The organism is Parvibium lacunae (assembly GCF_003335215.1).
Classification (GTDB): Bacteria; Pseudomonadota; Gammaproteobacteria; order Burkholderiales; family Burkholderiaceae_D; genus Parvibium; species Parvibium lacunae.
In genome coordinates this window covers 340,892-355,536 of the sequence record NZ_QPGB01000002.1, presented here as the reverse complement: position 1 = coordinate 355,536, position 14,645 = coordinate 340,892, and the positions used below count along the sequence as shown (strand labels likewise).

At 51.9% G+C, this 14,645-nt stretch carries 16 protein-coding genes and 1 pseudogene; 3 read left to right on the top strand and 14 right to left on the bottom strand.

Features of this window, described 5'->3' with window-relative positions; genetic code table 11:
- The first annotated feature begins 25 nt into the window (after positions 1-25).
- Both DU000_RS05780 and DU000_RS05775 read left to right on the top strand, forming a co-directional pair.
- Entirely contained in the window at positions 26-1,210 is a 1,185-nt protein-coding gene (locus tag DU000_RS05780; RefSeq protein WP_114402412.1) for a 5-(carboxyamino)imidazole ribonucleotide synthase, read from the top strand.
- Positions 1,207-2,193, top strand: coding sequence for an L-threonylcarbamoyladenylate synthase (locus DU000_RS05775; protein ID WP_114402411.1), 987 nt, complete (start codon positions 1,207-1,209; stop codon positions 2,191-2,193). Before DU000_RS05780 ends, DU000_RS05775 begins: the two co-directional genes overlap by 4 nt.
- Positions 2,194-2,205: 12 nt before the next feature.
- Here the strand turns inward: DU000_RS05775 and DU000_RS05770 are convergent, their stop codons facing one another.
- The 8 genes from DU000_RS05770 to DU000_RS05735 form a co-directional block, all read right to left on the bottom strand.
- Positions 2,206-3,390, bottom strand: a complete 1,185-nt coding sequence (locus DU000_RS05770; RefSeq protein ID WP_158529644.1) for a SpoIIE family protein phosphatase — start codon at positions 3,388-3,390, stop codon at positions 2,206-2,208.
- A 67-nt stretch (positions 3,391-3,457) separates the two neighbouring features.
- The gene (gene fliR / locus DU000_RS05765) at positions 3,458-4,255 is read right to left on the bottom strand and encodes a flagellar biosynthetic protein FliR (protein ID WP_114402409.1); all 798 of its coding nucleotides are present in this window, start codon (positions 4,253-4,255) and stop codon (positions 3,458-3,460) included.
- 6 nt (positions 4,256-4,261) lie between these two features.
- Entirely contained in the window at positions 4,262-4,531 is a 270-nt protein-coding gene (gene fliQ, locus DU000_RS05760) for a flagellar biosynthesis protein FliQ (RefSeq protein ID WP_114402783.1), read from the bottom strand.
- 15 nt (positions 4,532-4,546) lie between these two features.
- A complete protein-coding gene (gene fliP, locus DU000_RS05755; RefSeq protein ID WP_114402408.1) occupies positions 4,547-5,341 on the bottom strand; it encodes a flagellar type III secretion system pore protein FliP in 795 nt (264 codons plus the stop codon).
- Between the two features lie 47 nt (positions 5,342-5,388).
- Complete coding sequence (gene fliO / locus DU000_RS05750; protein ID WP_114402407.1) at positions 5,389-5,868, bottom strand: flagellar biosynthetic protein FliO; 480 nt, start codon at positions 5,866-5,868, stop codon at positions 5,389-5,391.
- 45 nt (positions 5,869-5,913) lie between these two features.
- Positions 5,914-6,366 carry a flagellar motor switch protein FliN gene (gene fliN / locus DU000_RS05745; RefSeq protein WP_114402406.1) on the bottom strand — a complete coding sequence of 151 codons (453 nt, stop codon included), beginning with the start codon at positions 6,364-6,366 and terminating at the stop codon, positions 5,914-5,916.
- The gene (gene fliM / locus DU000_RS05740) at positions 6,359-7,360 is read right to left on the bottom strand and encodes a flagellar motor switch protein FliM (RefSeq protein WP_114402405.1); all 1,002 of its coding nucleotides are present in this window, start codon (positions 7,358-7,360) and stop codon (positions 6,359-6,361) included. The genes fliN and fliM overlap by 8 nt, the downstream gene beginning before the upstream one ends.
- A 26-nt stretch (positions 7,361-7,386) precedes the next feature.
- Positions 7,387-7,965 carry a flagellar basal body-associated FliL family protein gene (locus DU000_RS05735; protein WP_114402404.1) on the bottom strand — a complete coding sequence of 193 codons (579 nt, stop codon included), beginning with the start codon at positions 7,963-7,965 and terminating at the stop codon, positions 7,387-7,389.
- A 90-nt stretch (positions 7,966-8,055) separates the two neighbouring features.
- Here DU000_RS05735 and DU000_RS13155 point away from each other — a divergent pair, with 90 nt between their 5' ends.
- On the top strand, positions 8,056-8,322 hold the full coding sequence (locus DU000_RS13155) for a DUF3322 domain-containing protein (RefSeq protein ID WP_420812123.1): 267 nt from the start codon (positions 8,056-8,058) through the stop codon (positions 8,320-8,322).
- Here DU000_RS13155 and DU000_RS13150 read toward each other — a convergent pair.
- The 6 genes and pseudogenes from DU000_RS13150 to fliF all read right to left on the bottom strand — a co-directional run.
- Positions 8,204-8,884, bottom strand: a pseudogene (locus tag DU000_RS13150) (flagellar hook-length control protein FliK); the annotation flags it as partial. The gene DU000_RS13155 and the pseudogene DU000_RS13150 overlap by 119 nt on opposite strands.
- A gap of 488 nt (positions 8,885-9,372) precedes the next feature.
- Positions 9,373-9,825, bottom strand: coding sequence for a flagellar export protein FliJ (fliJ, locus tag DU000_RS05725; RefSeq protein WP_114402402.1), 453 nt, complete (start codon positions 9,823-9,825; stop codon positions 9,373-9,375).
- A 34-nt stretch (positions 9,826-9,859) separates the two neighbouring features.
- A complete protein-coding gene (gene fliI / locus DU000_RS05720) occupies positions 9,860-11,281 on the bottom strand; it encodes a flagellar protein export ATPase FliI (protein ID WP_114402401.1) in 1,422 nt (473 codons plus the stop codon).
- Positions 11,278-11,955: a flagellar assembly protein FliH gene (locus tag DU000_RS05715; protein ID WP_114402400.1), complete on the bottom strand. Its 678-nt coding sequence runs from the start codon at positions 11,953-11,955 to the stop codon at positions 11,278-11,280. The genes fliI and DU000_RS05715 overlap by 4 nt, the downstream gene beginning before the upstream one ends.
- Before the next feature lie 3 nt (positions 11,956-11,958).
- Positions 11,959-12,957 (bottom strand): flagellar motor switch protein FliG, encoded by a 999-nt coding sequence (gene fliG / locus DU000_RS05710; protein WP_114402399.1) that lies wholly within the window; start codon positions 12,955-12,957, stop codon positions 11,959-11,961.
- Positions 12,950-14,584 (bottom strand): flagellar basal-body MS-ring/collar protein FliF, encoded by a 1,635-nt coding sequence (fliF, locus tag DU000_RS05705; RefSeq protein ID WP_114402782.1) that lies wholly within the window; start codon positions 14,582-14,584, stop codon positions 12,950-12,952. The genes fliG and fliF overlap by 8 nt, the downstream gene beginning before the upstream one ends.
- Positions 14,585-14,645: the final 61 nt, after the last annotated feature.

Sequence of the window (14,645 nt, the reverse complement as noted above, 5' to 3'; positions counted from 1 at the left end):
CATAGTTTAAAAACTTGTAAATGATATGAATCAGTCCAACACCTCAATGATCCCCCCTGGCGCTTGGCTCGGCTTATTAGGCGGTGGCCAATTAGGCCGCATGTTTTGTATGGCTGCACAAAGCATGGGTTACAAAGTGGCGGTGTTGGATCCTGCCAATGATAGTCCCGCTGGATCGGTGGCGGATCGACATATTCAAGCTGACTACTTGGATGCGGAGGCGCTTGCCACACTGGGGCAATTGTGCGCGGCGGTCACGACCGAATTTGAGAATGTACCGGCGCAAGCCTTGCAAACCCTCGCCGATTATTGTCTAGTGAGTCCAGCAGCGGAGTCCGTGAAGGTGGCGCAAGATCGGGTACTCGAAAAATCCTTTGTACAGTCCTGTGGCATCCCTGTCGCGCCCTATGCCGTGATTCAAACCCCTGCGGATTTTGACGCTGTCGATCCCAACCTGTTTCCGGCGATTCTCAAAGCCAGTCGGCTCGGGTATGACGGTAAAGGGCAGGCTCGCGTTCTTGATGTGACCGAAGCCAAAGCTGCATTTGCCAGCATGGGTCAGGTGCCGTGCGTGTTAGAAAAACGCCTGCCCCTTAAACAAGAAATGTCGGTGATTGTGGCACGGGCACGTAATGGCGAAATGGTGGTGTATCCCGTCGCAGAAAACATCCATCGCCATGGCATTCTCGCCACCAGCTTAATTCCTGCCGCGGTCAGTGACGAAATGACGGCGCAGGCTAAGCAAGCGGCACTGACTATCGTCAAACACATGAACTACATTGGCGTGCTCTGCGTGGAGTTTTTTGTGCTGGCAGATAATTCCTTGGTGGTGAATGAAATGGCGCCGCGCCCCCATAACAGCGGGCATTACACCCTGGATGCAGCGGTGACCAGCCAGTTTGAACAGCAAGCGCGTATCCTGGCCAATTTACCATTAGGCAGTACCCGCCTGCATACCCCTGCAGTGATGCTAAATATTCTTGGCGACGTTTGGTTTAAAGGCGAGGTAACCCAAGCTACCGAGCCTGACTGGGCGCAAACGCTGAAATACAATCAAGCCAAGCTGCATCTGTATGGCAAAAGCGAAGCTCGGCGTGCGCGTAAGATGGGGCATATCAACGTGCTTGGCAGCACCCGTGATGAGGCCTTGGCCCGTGCCCTCGAAATTGCGCAGGCGCTGGGTATTGAATCTGCGGCTGTTGCTGGATGAGTCAACCGCGTTCATTGCCGTTGGTCGATGACGCCACCATCGCGCAGGCTGCGCAATGCCTGCAAGCCGGTGGGCTCGTTGCTTTGCCTACCGAGACGGTCTATGGTCTCGGTGCGAATGCCGCTGATCCCGCCGCCGTGGCTAAAATCTTTGCTGCAAAAGGGCGTCCGGCCGATCATCCCCTCATTGTCCATATTCCTTCTACGGATTATTTAACGCAATGGGCGCAAGCCATTCCGGCCTACGCGCAGCAACTGGCTGCACACTATTGGCCTGGCCCGCTCACGCTCATTCTGCCCAAACAAGATTGGGTGCCATTAGCGGTTACTGGCGGACAAACTACTGTCGGTTTGCGTTGCCCCAATCATCCTGTCGCGCTGCGGCTCTTGCAGGCGTTTGCCAAATACAATCCACAAGCTGGGATTGCGGCGCCATCAGCCAATACGTTTGGGCGCATCAGCCCCACCTTGGCCGCGCACGTTGCCCATGACTTGGGGAATAAAGTCGATCTGATTCTAGACGGTGGGCCATGCGAGATTGGGATTGAATCAACGATTATTGATTGCACCCAAGCGCAACCGCAACTCCTGCGTCGCGGTGCGATTACAGCGGCGGCGATTAGTGCCCTAACAGGCCTACCGTGTACCGAGCCGAGCCAGATGACGCAGCGGGTTTCTGGTAACTTGGCCGCGCATTACGCGCCACGCAAACCTTTATATGTCCTACCTATTACGGATATTCAAACCCATCCGCAACGTGCGCAAGCGGCGGTTTGGAGTATCACGCAGGTGCCTGAAGCCAGTCATTGGGAAGCCGCCCCTGTAGCTGCCGAAGCGTATGCCCATGACCTATACGCTGTGTTGCATCGGTTTGATGAAACGGCCTGTACCTGTTTACTGTTTGAAGCTCCCCCACAAACCAGCGAGTGGGCAGCAGTTTGGGATCGTTTGCAGCGGGCACAAACGGGCAGTGGGAAATCCTAGAGAGGGCTTTGGTCAGCACTTAGTGCTGAGATTGAGCTGCGCACCACGCACGACAACGATGGAAACATCGTCATGTGCTGTCAGCCCTTCGCCAGGAGCTTGCAAATAGTTGACCAGCTTATCAAATCGCGTGCCATCACGGGAGCCATGCAGCGTTTGTTGGATCAGGCTGAGCCCTTCACTGGCTGGCCGGCGGCCAATCTCAACCAGCCCATCAGAGAACAAAATCAGATTTTGACTGGCTTCCAAGGTCAGTGTCTGAATACTATGTCGAATCATTTCTCTATCTGCCAGGCGCAACGGGGGACACTCAGGGGGCATTTGCCGTTGTATGGTTCCGTGTTCATCGAGTAGTAGCACGGGTGGGCAGCCACCGTTCCAGAGTGTCACGCTGCGCGTGGGGGGGTGGATGTGCAGCACAATCGCTGAGACAAAGCGATCAACCGGCATAATGGCGCAAAGGGTCTGGTTCATCTCCTCAACAATCTCGAGCAATGGCAAGCCTTTGCGCACCATGCTCATGAAGACCTGAAACAACGGGAAAACATTAAGTGCAGCGGAAATGCCGTGTCCAACCGCATCGGCCAGTAGAATATAAATTTCTTGCTGTGGCGAATGTTCGTAGAGAACCACATCGCCACTAAACCGCGAAGCCGGGCTGACCAAATATTGAACCAAGTCGTCTGGGGCGCGTGCTGAAGCCAGTATTCGCGACAAGACATAGGCCCCCATTTCGGTTTCTTCTTCAAGTTGTTGCAAGGCGGCTTCGGAGGCCATTTTTTGTTGATTCAATTGCCGATTGATATGAATCTGCCGAAAAAAAGAATTCAGCCGCGCCAAGAGCATGTCAAATTGAATGGGTTTTTCGATATAGCCATCGGCGTAGGTTAACCCTTCTATTTTCGAGGCTTGGTCATCCAAGGCAGAGAGAAAGAGCAACGGGGTGTGTTGCCCCCGACTATGCTGGCGAATCCTTCTAGCCGCCTCAAACCCATCCATACGCGGCATGACGACATCAAGTAGCACCACATCTGGGTGTTCGGTTTCAAATAACTCGAGGGCTTGTTGCCCGTCTTCAGCCAAAATCGCATGATGCCCACTTTTTTCCAGGCATTCCTTCAGCATCAGGCGACCAAAATTATTGTCATCCGCAATCAAGACGCGTAGTGAGACAGTTGGCCTGGGGGGCATAGGCATGCTGGTAGACATGATTGGGATAGATATAGGCGGCCGAAAGCGAATAGAACTAGGCTGTTTAACGACGTTAGCCGCCCGAAGTTGAGCGCAGCAAATGTAAAAAATGGTGGCTTAGGATGTGTTCAAAGATAACGCGCAGATAAGGCAGCGCCAACAATAGGCAACCAAAGCCAACGAGTAAGGTAATGGGAAAGCCCACCGCAAAAATATTAAGTTGCGGTGCGGTGCGGGCCAGCAACCCCATCGCAATATTGGTAATCAAGATGGCTGCCATCACGGGTAAAGAAATTTGCAGGCCAATGCGGAAAATATCGCCAGCTGCCTTGAGTAAGGCTACCAAGTCAATCACCTGCATGGGATTGAGTTTGCCGTCAGCGGGCAGGGCAAGTGGCACAATCTGAAAGCTTTCGTGCAGCGCGGCAATGAGCAGCAGGTGGCCGTCCAGCGCCAAAAACGTCAGCGATGCCATCACCCCCAGGTAACTACCGACAATGGGCGTGGGGCGATTGTTCATTGGATCGATAAATGTCGCAAAACTCAGCCCCATATTCAGCCCAATAAATTCACCGGCTGTTTCAATGGCTGCGAATACCAGCAACATCGAAAAACCAATGGCGACGCCCACCAGGAATTGCTGCAGAAGATACACCAAGGCATAAGCGCTGGTCAGCGAGCTAGCTGGGGCTGGGGCAATATTGGGGGTAATCAACACGGCAATAACCAGGGCCAAAGCGAGCCGGACGCGACGTGGAAATGCGCGATGACCGAGCAGGGGGGCGGTCGTAAATAGGGCGAGAACGCGAAAAAATGGCCAGACAAACTGGACGACCCAGCCATTGATTTCTGCGCTGCTGGCCTGAAACATGGGGTGCTAGCCGATCATGAAGGGAATTTGCCCAAATAAGCGCTGGATGTAGTCAATCATGGTGGTGAGCATCCACGGACCGGTAATGATCATGACCACAAAGATCGCAATGATTTTTGGCACAAAGGAGAGGGTGACCTCGTTAATTTGGGTGGCTGCCTGAAAGATGCTGATGATCAGGCCTACTGCCAAGGCGGTCAATAAGATGGGCGCAGAGACCAAGAGCATCACTTCTAAGCCTTGCTGCCCCATTGATAAAACGGCTTGGGTGTTCATCATGATACGGCTCTCCTAGACGGCAAAACTGGCTACCAGTGAGCTGGCTAACAGGCTCCAGCCATCCACCAACACAAACAGCATGAGTTTGAATGGCAGCGAGATCAGCACCGGCGATAACATCATCATCCCCATCGACATCAAGACGCTAGCGACGATCATGTCAATAATGATGAAGGGTAAAAAAATCATGAAACCGATTTGAAATGCTGTTTTTAGTTCACTGGTCACAAAAGCGGGTACCACCACTTTAAGAGGCAGCTCCTCGGCTTGCTTGACGGGCGGTAAGTTCCCCAGCTTGCTGAAAAGGGCGAGGTCATTTTCCCGTGTCTGCCGCAACATGAATCCCTTAATTGTCGGGGTTGCTTTGTCTAACATTTCATTGAAACTGATTTTGTTTTCTGCATACGGGGCATAGGCGTCGCTGTACACCTTATCGAACACTGGCCCCATAATAAACAGCGTTAAAAACAGTGCTAAGCCAATAATGACTTGATTGGGGGGTGAGTTTTGGGTGCCCAGCGCTAACCGCAACAGAGATAACACAATCACAATGCGAGTGAAGCTGGTCATCATCAGCAACACCGACGGTAAAAATGTGAGCGCTGAGATTGCCAGTAGCGTTTGAATCGATACGCTGTAACTGGTGCTGCCGCCTGCGCCGGGCGTACTGGTAATGTTTGCGAGCGGATTAGTCTGCGCCCAGGCAGTGTCCTGGCCAAATAAGATAAAGAGCAGGATCAGGCTCCCCCATTTCAGCCAACCCGCCCACGGGGCTTTGCAGCATGCTTCCCAAATAGTCTGTGGCATCAACCAACCTCATTGACTCTCAATGATATTGAATTGATTGTAGTGTGCTAGCGCTGCCGGAATTTCTGTAATAACTGGGCAAAAGCCACTGCATTTCCGGCGTTTGCCGAATTGCTTGCGGTAGCTTGTAAGAGCGTTGCATCGCCTTTTGGCAGCGTTGCGAGAGGGGTGATTTGTTGTGCGGTAACGCCGATAATCAGCCATTGTTCGCCCGCTTCAATCAGCATGATTTTCTCGCGTTGCCCCACGGCCAGGTGCGCCAATGGCTTGAAGAAGCCCCCGGTACGGGCTGTTTGTAAGCCCACCTTTTTCATGAGCCAACTCGCGGCAAAGATGAGGCCGACGACGAGCGCGAGTCCAAAAATCAATTGCCCCAGACTGGCCAGTGGCGAGAAAGTAGGCGCAGGGCTGGCGGGTTGCCCAGCGGCCCAGGCTGGCAAGCTAGCAAGGCCCCATAAACCGATCAGCACCGACACTTGGGTTAACAGGCGGGATCGGGATACTACAGCAATCGTGGACACGGTCATGGGCGATATCAATCGGTAAAAGCGAGAGCGGTCGTCGTCGCGTGACTAGCGATTCAACTTACGGATTCGTTCGGAAGGGGTAATAATATCAGTCAGGCGGATCCCAAACTTATCATTCACCACCACCACTTCCCCTTGGGCAATCAAGCAGCCATTGACGAGCACATCCATCGGTTCACCCGCCAACCCGTCTAATTCAACGACTGAGCCTTGGGCTAATTGCAAAATATGCTTGATGGGGATTTTGGTCCGCCCCAATTCAACCGTAAGTTGAACCGGGATATCCAAAATCATATCGATATCATTCGCAGTCTGGACATTACTGCTGGCCACTGACGGCCCACTGCCAAAATTTTCAAAAATTGAAGCCGCCGCACTCGGTGAGCCTGCAAATGGGTCTGGTTCGCCTCCGCCTGCATCATCACCATCACTAGCGGCTTGCTCCGCCAGCGCAGCAGCCCAGTCATCGGCCATGGCGTCTTGATTTTCTTCAGACATGATCTTCTCCTAGCTGATTTTCTTTTTGATTAATTGCGAGCATCTTATCGACTTTGATTGCGTACTGACCATTCATCACGCCATATTTACATTCAAATAGCGGTACGCCATCCACTTCGGCATTAATGGTGGGTTGCACATTCAAACTGATCACATCACCCACTTGCATATTCAAAATATCATGGACCGTCAGCTTCGCCGTGGCAAGCTTGGCAACCAACTCGACATCTGCAAATTGCACCTGCTTACTTAACATACGCATCCAGCGTTTATCGGGTTCGATATGATCGCCCTGCATACTGGAATACAGAATGTCGCGGATCGGTTCAACGGAGGCATAGGGAATGCAAATATGCAATTGACCGCCGGCAGCCCCTAGTTCAATGCTGAAACTGGTTGCCAACACAATCTCGCTCGGCGTAGCAATGTTGGCAAATTGAGTGTGCATTTCAGAGCGCACATATTCAAAATTAATGGGATAAACGGGTGACCAGGATTTTCCGTAATCTTCAAAAATGACGCTTAACATTTTCTGAATAATCCGTTGTTCCGTTGGTGTAAAGTCGCGGCCCTCAACACGGGTATGAAATCGACCATCGCCTCCAAACATATTGTCCACTACTGCAAATACCAGACTCGGATCAATGATAAACAGTGAGGTTCCCCGCAAGGGTTTAATCTGAACCAGATTCAGATTGGTAGGGACGACTAGGTTACGAATAAACTCGCTGTACTTCAGTACCCGTACTGGCCCTACTGAGATTTCGGGGCTGCGGCGCATAAAGTTAAACAGCCCTACGCGGAACAGCCTGGCAAAGCGTTCATTGATAATTTCCATGGTCGGCATCCGACCACGGACAATCCGTTCCTGGCGAGCCAGGTTATACGGGCGGACGCCTTCCTCACTGATGGCTTCTTCGCCACCTTCATCTTCGCCGGTGACGCCGCGTAACAGGGCATCAACTTCGTCTTGTGAGAGAAAATCACCCGCCATAATGTGCCACCTTTAACGTGCTGAATTCAGTTCATAATGAACGCTGAAAAGGTTACCGCTTGTATTCCCCGACTCTTGTCCTTGCCTTTATCAGCGCGCTTGGGCAAGGGCTGGCGAATTGCCTCTATCAGCTCTTCCTGTAAGATTTTTTTACCTTCAATGGTCGCTACATCGTCGTAGGCCTTGCTGGTGAGCAGCAATAAAATATTGTTACGAATCAAGGGCATGTAAGCTTTAATCGTTTCGCTGACTTTGGCATCTTCCACCCGAATTTGCATCTCCACCTGGCCCACCCCTGTTTTGTCTGGTGGCGCACTGGCAAGGTTAAACACAAACTTGTCCATTTGAACAAATACCGGGGGATGTTTCGGGTCGTTGGCTGCATGACCATCCCCTTTTTCCTCTCCTCCCTCTGCATCTTGCTTGGCGGCACCTTGTTTCGCTTCCGCTTCCTTGGCTTTTTTACTCTGCATGAATAAAAAGCCCCCGGCACCGCCAGCAATCAGGACGATGACCAAGCCTAAAATCAAGAATAGTTTTTTCTTGCTTTTGGGCGCGGGCGCGGCTTCTGCGCCTGCTTCAGGGGTGACTTCTTCTTTTGCCATGCTTTTCTCCGTAACGTTAATCAAAGTATGGAGCAGTCTCTGACCGCCCGTTCAAGCAATTAACGACGGTTTTGGGTTGAAATTCAGTTTATGCAAACAAATCCAGCATTCGGTTACTCGAGCGTTGCGTTAACAGCGTGCCCGCTACTGGAGCGATGGCACTATCCTCAGCCGTTGCGTTACGCCAACCATTTCCAGATTGGGGCTGCTGATTATCCTGACGATATTGACCGGCTGTTTGCTGTTGTAAGGCGGTTTGACCGAGGTCCATGCCATTCTGGCCCAGCAGCTCGCGCAGTTTCGGTAAAGAGTCTTCAATCGCCTGACGCGCTTCAACTTGTTGGACCGCTATGGTGAGGTTGACATCATTCCCGTTAACTTGGATTTGGATGCGAATGGGACCCATATCGGGTGGATTTACCGCAATTTCCGCCTGCTGAATCTTGGTGTTAATCGCTACATGCAGGGTTTGTGCGGCTTCATTCGCAAATTGGGGGCTATAGACTGGGTGACTGATGCTGTAATGAGCCAATTGCGGGGTAGAGCCTTGTTGGGGGGCGTTTGCCTGGGCTGCCAGCGCTGGGTTCAAGGCTGCGGGATTGACGGTGCTTGCTGTGCCATTATTGCTCGGGGCTGCACTTTCTATCACTGGCTTACCACTATTGCCCAGTTCACTCAGCGCCCCTAAGTTGGTTAAGGTTTCTGTTTTGCCTTGTGGTTCAAGGCGAAACGCCAGCCCACTTTCCGGTGTCAACGTCAGATTGGCCGCAGGGTCAGTCTTGACCTTGGCGAAGTCGAGTGTCGTCGATACAGTAGGGCGTAGATTGCCTCGCTCGGCAGTCAGGGTATCCGTTGCAGCCTTATCTGTCGAGACTGTTAATGACGTTGGCGACACAGTTTGGGGCGACAAGGCAGCCATCAAGGCCGTTGCAGCGCCACCAGGGGCTAAGGCGCTAGTGAAGGCCTCATTGTTGACGCTCTCGCCGGTATCTGTTTGCCGTGGCGTTTCTTCAGCCAACCCCAGTAATTGATTCAGATCGATAGCCACCTTTTCCAGTTGCGCAGATTTGCCGATGGGGGCCATCCCCATCAATTGCTCTTGGGTGGGTGCTTGCCCTCTCTCTTCACTGGGAGAGGTGCTGGCATTCGTGTTTTGCTGCGCCCCGCGCTTGTTCGGGTTCAGGTCACGCGCCTCGCCCTTCAGTTGCGCGGTGCTGGGGCCGCTCACGTCACGCGCAGGGGCATCACTTTGCTGGCTCGGGGCGGGCTGCTGAGTTTGTTGAAACACTTGGCTAAATGATTCGCTCGTGGGGCTGTCGGTTGAGGGCGACGCCCCCTTGCTGTTACCCATGAGGTTAGCAGGGGAGGAAACCTTGTCTAAGAGGGATGCGGCCATAGACACCTCGATTATTCGTGCGATTGTTTGCGAAAATACTGATTCATGGAAAACTCATCGTTTTGTTTTTGCAGCAATTTGTCCTGCTTTTGTTGGGCCAATTCATGCTGGCGCTGACCCAAAACATCGAATGATTTCAATTTGCGTTGCTCGGCCAGCCACATTTGCTGGCTGGCTTGCACCGATTTTTCCCAATAAGCGACCTCGTTTTCCTGTTGGGTTAGGGCGAGTTCCAGCTTATTAATGAACTCTCTAAAATTGAGCAACTCATGCGGCGCAACCCCCTGCCGGCTACTGTTGTCAAGCCGCTGTTGATATTCATCACGATAACTTTGTAGCATTTTCAATTTATCCTGACTGGCTTGCCGTTGCCCAATATGCTGCGCCAATTGTTTCGCTGCTTCGTCGACCTTTTCCTGCGCTTGTTGCAGCAACTTATTCAATGTCGCCTGCTGAATCGCCATCGCCGTTTGCCTTATCTATCCCACACTAACGATTTCAGTGTATATGACCAAACAAATTTCTAAGCCCGGATAAGCTGGCATCCATCCCCGCACTTTCACTCATTGATTGCTGCAAAAACCCTTCAATCTGGGGATAAAGCCGGATCGCTTCATCAAGCTGTGGGTCGCTTCCCGGCACATAGGCCCCCACTGCGAGCAGGTCGCGGTTACGCTGATACCGTGAAAAGGCCCCTTTCAAGGCTCGCGCTTGATTTAATTGCTGTGGCGCAACAACGTTATGCATAACCCGCGAAATGGACGCCTCAATATCAATCGCAGGATAGTGGCCGCTTTCCGCAAGTTGCCGCGATAACACGATGTGACCATCAAGAATCGCCCGTGCGCTATCGGCAATCGGGTCTTGCTGATCATCGCCCTCAGTCAGCACGGTATAAAAGGCCGTGATTGACCCTCGACCATTGGCCCCATTGCCCGCCCGTTCAACCAGCATCGGCAATTTGGCAAACACGGAAGGGGGATACCCTTTGGTCGCTGGTGGTTCGCCAATTGCCAGCGCGATTTCGCGCTGGGCCATCGCATAGCGCGTCAGCGAATCCATAATCAAGAGCACGTTTTTACCTTGATCGCGGAAGTATTCCGCAATCAGTGTCGCGTATGCTGCACCTTGCATCCGTAACAAGGGAGCAGTATCGGCAGGGGCCGCGATCACGACAGAACGCCGCAGCCCTTCTTCGCCCAAAATTTGTTCAATAAACTCTTTGACTTCGCGGCCACGTTCGCCAATCAAACCGACAACAGTGACATCGGCCTGCGAATATTTGGCCATCATGCCCAGTAACACTGATTTACCAACGCCAGAACCGGCAAACAGCCCGATCCGCTGCCCGCGACCAATGGTTAGTAAAGCATTCACGGCGCGTACGCCTACATCTAGGGCATCGTGAATCGGTTCACGCTCAATCGGGTTGAGCGGGCGAGTCTGTAGCGGCAGACGACGTTCAGTCGTGACGACCCCCAATTTGTCCAGTGGGCGGCCATTGGCATCGAGCACACGACCTAATAGGCCTTCGCCTACCGGCAGGTGTTTGGTTCGGTCTTCCGCCCGCCGCCAAGGATGGGATGGCATGCCGAATTTCGGCGGGGTCACATCCATTTCAAGTGGCAAAACAATCGCCCCTGGGGTTAGCCCATAAACCTCCCCAGTCGGCATTAAAAATAAACGGTCACCATTAAAGCCCACCACTTCTGCTTCGGCAGGATTCATGCCTTCTTGCAAAATCAGGCAATTACTACCCACGGGCAGGCGTAGCCCAATGGCTTCCATGACCAGACCCGCAACCCGGGTCAGCCGTCCGCGCATTTCAATCGCATTGACATTCGCAACATGGCCGCGACAGTCTTGCACGAAGCGCTCCATTTCACTGAGCATGGTCGGGGCGGCGGTATGTTCCGTCATGTGGCTCCCCCTATAGGGGGATCAATGTCGAGCTCAGCTTGATAGGCAACTTTTTTGCCCAGGGCCGCGACGGTGCGCTGCCAGCGAGTATTAACCTGGGCATCAATATCACCGAATGCGGTACTGATTTTGCAACCCCCCGGCTCAATACGGGGATCCTCAATGATTTTCCAGTGGTCTAGCTGAAGCTCGTCAGCAAACTCACGTCTGACCAGTTCACTGTCTTGCGGACTGATAAAAAGTTGTGGGTGATTGCCTGTTCCGACCAATTGATCGATTGCTTCGCGGACAACCGGGATAATCACGGTACGGTCTGTTTGCAAGGCATGACGCAAAATTTGCTGGGCGACATCAATGGCCAGATCCAGCACGGAGTCTGCGAGATTGCTTTGTAGCGTTTGCAGGGATTGTTCAGCCTGTGTGAGTAAATTCCACATGCGCTGGCTTTCCTGTTGCACCCAATGTTCGCCCGCGTTATAGCCTTCCTGTAGCCCTTGTTGATAGCCTTCTGCTCGGGCTTCTTCGAGCGCGCGCTCTTGTAACTCGGCCAGATCAATAGCGCGCACGGCCTGTTTGACGGGCTTGGGGGCGGGGTCATGTAACAGTTTCGGTGACCAAACCTGAACGGCCTGCCCGCTGTCGGCGCTGATGATTTTATTAAATTTATCCGCCATGGTTTAAACAAACGCCTCTTCACCCTTGCCACCCAAGGCAATTTGTCCTTCTTCGGCCAAGCGCCGAACAATTTTGAGAATCTCTTTTTGTTCCCGTTCCACATCAGAAACCTTGACCGGCCCGCGTGATTCAAGATCCTCACGCAATGTTTCAGCGGCACGGCTCGACATATTGCGGAAGATTTTTTCACGCATTTCGGTGTTCGCACCTTTAAGCGCCAGCACCAGTGATTCTGATTGCACTTCACGCAAGACGGTCTGAATGCCGCGATCATCGACATCCATGAGGTTTTCAAAGGTGAACATTTCATCCAGAATCTTTTGTGCGATGTCAGGATCAAATTCCCGCACAGACTCAATCACCGATTGTTCAACAGTACTACCCGCGAAGTTGAGAATCTCCGCAGCTGTACGTACGCCGCCCAACTGATTTTTCTTGATTTGATCACTCGAACCCGAGAGCACTTTATTCAAGGCATCATTCAGTTCACGCAAAGCACTGGGTTGAATCCCGTCGAGGGTCGCAATGCGCAGGATCGTATCGTTACGCAGGCGTTCGGTAAATTTATTTAAAATTTCTGCTGATTGATCGCGCTCTAAATGCACCAAAATCGAAGCAATAATTTGTGGGTGCTCATTTTTTATCAGTTCAGCAACCGTTGCCGCATCCATCCATTTCAAGCTTTCAATCCCACTGGTGTCGCTGTTATTGAGAATCCGGTCTAGTAAAAAATTGGCTTTATCTTCACCCAGCGCGGTGGTTAAGACCGTCCGTAAATAAACATCAGAATCAATATTTAAGCCAGCCGATTCACTGGCTTCTTTTTTGAATTTTTCTAAAACACTATCAACTTTATCGCGGCCCACATTCTTGATTTTGGCCATTGCCATCCCCAATTTTTGAACTTCTTTGGGGGACAAATGCTTGAATACTTCTGCCGCATATTCTTCACCCAGCGACATCAATAAAATAGCGCTGTCATTGATTCCTTCGTCATTCATTGCCTTTCACCCAATTCTGAACCACGGTCGCCACTACCCGTGGGTCTTGTTTGGCAAACTCTCGAACCTGATCGACGACAGGGTTGTTTTGTACCTGGATAGAAAGAGGTTCTTCAATACTGTCTTCAATAATATCAAGCGTGGTCCCGGCAGGCTGCAAAACTTGACGTGGGGTCAGTAAATCTTTAATCGCTGGTTTTAAGATCCCAAACAACAGATACATGATTAGCCCGGCAATCAGGCCATATTTAATGACATCCTTGATTAACAGCATCCCTTCGGGTGTTTTCCAGAATGGGTCCGCTTCAATTTCCTGTTTTGGCGATTTATTGAAAGCTGTATGCATGACATTTAACTTATCGCCGCGATCGGTGGAAAAGCCAATTGCTTCTTTCGCCAGGGCGGTGATTTTTCCAATTTCCTCTTCGGTGAGTGGAACGCTGGTTGTTTTCCCTTTTTCGGTGACAGTCTTGTGGTTAAGCACCACGGCTGCAGAGAGGCGTTTAATCGCACCACTGGCATTTTTGGTATAGCGAACGGTTTTATCTACCTCGTAATTAACGGTGCTTTCGCGGCGTGTGCTGGCATTGGGGTTGCTGGTTGCCGTGGTGGCTGTCGGGTTGGTGGCGCCGGCACCTGGCCCACTGATGGGGGCGCTGGTGTTACCGGGTGGTTGGTTCGATAAGGCCCCTGGTACGCCTTGTGCCCCTGGGGTCGCCCCATTGGCATTTTCTAAAATCTGTTGGCTGCGAATCGCCGCTTCTTTTGCATCGCCATTGGGCTTGTAGAGTTCAGCCGTTTGCTCTGTTTGACTGAAATCAATTTCTGCGGTGACCTGAGCCCGTACATTTTCTGCCCCAATAATGGGGCTTAGAATGTCCATAATCCGTTTGGCATAGTTTTGTTCGAGTGACTGAACATAGGCCATTTGGCTGGGGTCTAGCGCGCCCATAGTGCTGTCTGGTTCATTCGATAGCAAAACGCCATTTTGATCAATCACACTGACATTTTTTGGGGTCAGTTCAGGCAAGCTGCTTGAGACCAAATGAACGATCCCGGCAATCTGGGTGCGCTCCAGTGAACGGCCAGGATAGAGATTGACCAAGACCGACGCCGTTGGTTTTTGCTGTTCACGAATAAACACCGTGGGTTTAGGAATGGCCAGGTGAACGCGGGCAGATTGAACCGACGCCAACGCCTGAATTGAGCGTGATAGCTCTCCCTCTAGTGCCCGCTGGTAATTCACTTGCTCTTGAAATTGTGTGACGCCGAGTTTTTGATTTTCCATCAACTCAAAGCCCACAATGGAGCCTTTCGGTAACCCTTGCGAGGCCAGGCGCAAGCGCGTTTCATGCACTTTATCGGCCGGAATCATAATGCCCCCGCCCTCGATCATTTTGTAGGGCACATTCATCTGGCCCAAGGCGGTTAAGATGGCGCCGCCATCGCGGTCAGCGACATTCGTAAATAAAATCCGGTAATCGGGTTCTTTGGAGTACAGCATTGTCGCCACCAAGGCCGCCAAGACCAAAGGCAAGCCAAATAGGAGTGCCATTCGACTATTGGTCGATAAATTGCGGAAGCGGGCGACCACGCTATCGTTATCCTGGGTTTGCTCCTCTGCCATCATTGCCTCTTTATTCAGGGAATTTTCTGCATCTCATTATCAGCAGACGAGTGGCAAACTC